The 3,818-nt window shown below is 40.6% G+C and carries 2 protein-coding genes; both read right to left on the bottom strand.

Translation table 11 applies throughout. The annotated features are described in order from the left end of the window. The coding region (locus tag EDM53_RS03305; protein WP_130122264.1) for a tudor domain-containing protein at nt 1-2,488 on the bottom strand (2,488 nt) is incomplete at its 3' end. 59 nt (nt 2,489-2,547) lie between these two features. Then, nucleotides 2,548-3,753: a hypothetical protein gene (locus EDM53_RS03300; RefSeq protein ID WP_130122263.1), complete on the bottom strand. Its 1,206-nt coding sequence runs from the start codon at nt 3,751-3,753 to the stop codon at nt 2,548-2,550. Between the last annotated feature and the right edge of the window lie 65 nt (nt 3,754-3,818).

The following is a 3,818-nucleotide window of genomic DNA, read 5'->3' as shown; positions in this document are numbered from 1 at the left end:
CAATGTTCTCTGTTGTATATAGACTACTTGCTCGGCTCGGCACCAGTCTATCATGGTCTTGACTACCTTCTACACTGCTAGTATATCCAACAGGTTCCACCACCGTGACCTGAGGTTCGTACTCTTCCGACCTCTCTTGGTTATTTTCTTCCGACCTCTCTTGGTTATTTTGATTGTGGAGTATAAGGTCACGTATGATTTCTAGCTCTCCTACACCTACCCCCCCTTGCTCCCCCCTTAGTGCCTCCAACTCTTGCAGAATATCGTGCGCTTCTTCTAATATCCTGTTTGCATCCCGTCCTTTGCGTGTGCTTGGGTCTTGCATACTCTCTCGGTCTGAGCTTGTGGTGGTGCGTTGAAGTATATCTATCTCCTGCTGACTTGACAATAACTGTATTAAATCAGTACTGCGTTTCTGTGTCAGCGCTTGCCTGATATTACCTATATTCAAAGTGTTTAGCCCTAATGTTTTAATAATATCAGATGCTTCCAGCTCTGTTACGTCAGCGAGCTTTGGTAATGTGTCGACAACGGCTACACAACCATCACTATCATGCAGTGATAATGATGGTTTTATTTCTATGATATCTAGATTATTTGCAGTGTTTTCAATAGCTCTAGTTAGTTCTGTATTCCCTACCGCATTTTTACCTTTAGGATCATAAAACAGGACTCGGACCGCGTTATCTGACATTTTCTTTATAACGATACCATACCAGCCATCACCTTCTGAATATATTGGTATTACTGCTGGTACACCACCTTCTGCAGACATTATCCCATTGCTAATACTTTGTGCTATGTTCTGTTGTGTGCATACATTGTATATGCAGCAAATTTGTTTTTTCATCTTCTCTTTTAATAATCTTATAATCTCATTATGTATACTTGCATGTTGTGGCATTAGTCCAAGGCTGCTTTGTATTATTGTTGGTGTATTACTTGTAATCTTAGAAGCTACGTTAGAAGTTTCTGCTACATGATTAGCTTGTAATGCCTTACGCAGTTGTCCAGTAATTTGCTCTTGTTCTACTACATCTCGTATACGTACCAGAACTTCTTGATACAATTTTTGACTTTTCTCCTCCTCTGCATTTATGTTCTTTTCAGTAGGTCTATCTTCATCTCGAGTCTGCGGATTCTTCTGTCTGGACTTCATATTCATTATTTTGTTCCGACATTCTATACAGTTCTTCTTTGCTTCGTTTAAATTACGTTCTAATCCCCTTAACCGACTCATCTCTTCTTCATATTGGAATTGCACAGGCATTATCTCAACATCAAAGCGCGCTACCCTACTTATGTCCGCCTTTACTACCCTCTCTATGTCCGCCTCTAAAGCATCTAACCGCGGCTTTAAAGGACCTCCCCGCCGATGGTATATAAGCTTGCCCATATTGTACACGATGCTCATAAACTGACTTAGTGACTCAACATCAGCTGCCACGTTCATTGAAGGAGCGTAAAAGCCCTCCGGAAAATGATCAAACGAGATCGCACCTACGTTTACAATAATCCCTTGCCTCCTTAAAACCTCTCTTTCAGCTGTACAGCACGCACAACAAAAAGATGGGTTTTTAGGATCAGCATTTGCTATACCAACGTTAAATGTACTTGCCCCACAATATTTCTCTCTCATATACGGTATTGCTTTCAGGTCAACGTGTATCCCATGTTTTGAAATATACCAAGCCTCTTCTTCAGATAATAACTTCACATCTTTTGTTAACAAGTCTCTATGGTCACGAAGCGCATCTAAATCCAATTGACTGAACATTTGATTAACTATCAAGTCACGTATGTCTATATTCTCATTGCTGCCTAACATAGGTGCACTGCCGACTGGAGTTCGTTCTTGTAAACTTTGTACCCACTTCTTTAGCGCAACTAATTTGGATTTGGTCAGTCTTAGTGAACCATACTTCGCATCCAATCTTTTCAATTCTTGTTGTTCTTTAGGTTGCCTCTCCATAGATGATACGCCTGACGACTCCAAATACTTCTCCATCTCCTCGCACACCATACTAGCAGTACCAATACACCTAGTATTCCTATTAATTAGCATTTCATCAAATAACACACATTTATTTGCGCTGCTTGGCTCATCAACAATTGCCTTTAATGCTATCAGTACATCCAGGGTACCATCTTGCCCTCTTTTAACTCTTGGGTCGTGTTTTTTTATGGGATAGTTGGGATCCCCCAACACAACACATAATGGACTATCCATTACTCCATGTACCTCTGTTACTGATGTGTAGGGCTTTGTAGACAACGCACAAGCAATTGCGTTGAGTGCTAGCACCCTGGGCATAACATCTGGAGGATTCAAATCAACTACGTCATAATGATAACCTGTTCTACCAAAATCAACCGGCGTGTACTTAGTACTAGTCCTTACTTCAGCACTTCTAGCACCAGAAAAAATACTACCACTATCCTTCTTGTAGACGTTATCATAAGCCAGCCTGTTATATTCTGCTACCATCTTCCCCCTCTCATAACGTTAGAACAGCCTATGTAAAGTATATATCTTCCTCAGCTTCGTTAAAATGCTAAGGCATCCTCCACATTAACAGCGTCCTGTTCCACTACCTTATACATCTCCTCTAGTCCTGCCCTAACTCCATACAGACCATTTACTACACCACTCATCACCACTGGTACCTGATAGGCGTAAGCATCATCATATATAAGCTCTGAGCATTGACTCCAGATATGCTCCTCTCTTGCCACATCCCATGTATTCATCACTTCACTTTCCTCATCTCTTGATATCTCATTTACATCTTCCTCAAATAATTGAAATACTAATCCGTTGCTACAGCTTTTTACATACTCCAAGACTCTCTCCACTGAGTGCCTTTTCATCACATGTTCCTGCAACCATACAGGTAGTTCTTCAATCCAACCGAGCCAACTCTTCAGTACCTCTACTATAACGTCACTACCGCCGTCCTTTCTATTAGCACTCCGATCTCTAGAGCCCTCGTACACTATAATCTCCTCGCCAATACCATCGCTAGCCCCCTCACTCCTTATACTGGGCTTATTATCTGTTGCTACCATTTGGACTCTCCGGTCTCCATCGCTCTTATCTTCATTGGTGCCGCTATCCTCTGCATCATCATCCTCTTCTACTTTACTCTGCAGTTTTAGCATTTCCTTCTTTTGTTGTTCCTCGTAGTCCTTTAGATATTCTGCCCTATCAAATTCCCTGTATAAACTCTCATCAAGTTTATCAAGCGATTCCTTTGTATATAAAGAATCCAAAAAATATTTTCTTATATACCACCAACCATCATCTGTGGTCACATCCCATCTTGGCAACTCCAGCATATTATACATACGCACAAAATCTTGCCCTTCCAAATCTACCAACGGTATATCTCTGTTATGTTTCAAGTACTCCAATATAACCCCAAACACACTGCCATCCGTCTCTCTGATCATCCCACTTGTTCTTTCTTGACCAAACATCTTACGAATCACACTATCGTATGATTCTATTATTGGCGTCAATATACTCTCAGTATGTGGCGTAGATAAAATCTTATCAACTACATTCGCCCTCCCATAAATGATAGCTTTATATAACGTTAAACTTAACACATCGTCCCGTGACAGGTCATCGCCACTGTGGTTGCTTATAAATCCCTCTATTGCTTCTTCCAAATTTCCATTATCCAGGCCATCACATATCTTTTTAAACTCAGTGTATGTCATTTCTATGTTAAGTTCCTTTGGTTTCATATTTCTCTCCAAATTTATGTTATTTAATCATGACTCTCATCATTCTCTAACATTTAGCCAGTAAA

Origin of the sequence: Rickettsiales endosymbiont of Peranema trichophorum (assembly GCF_004210275.1) — a bacterium.
Classification (GTDB): domain Bacteria; phylum Pseudomonadota; class Alphaproteobacteria; order Rickettsiales; family Midichloriaceae; genus RICK02.
This window is presented reverse-complemented; position numbering and strand designations above follow the sequence as displayed.

Excerpts from the sequence above, each read along its gene's own strand:
- EDM53_RS03300 (WP_130122263.1), bottom strand. The coding sequence starts at position 3,753 with ATGAAACCAAAGGAACTTAACATAGAAATGACATACACTGAGTTTAAA.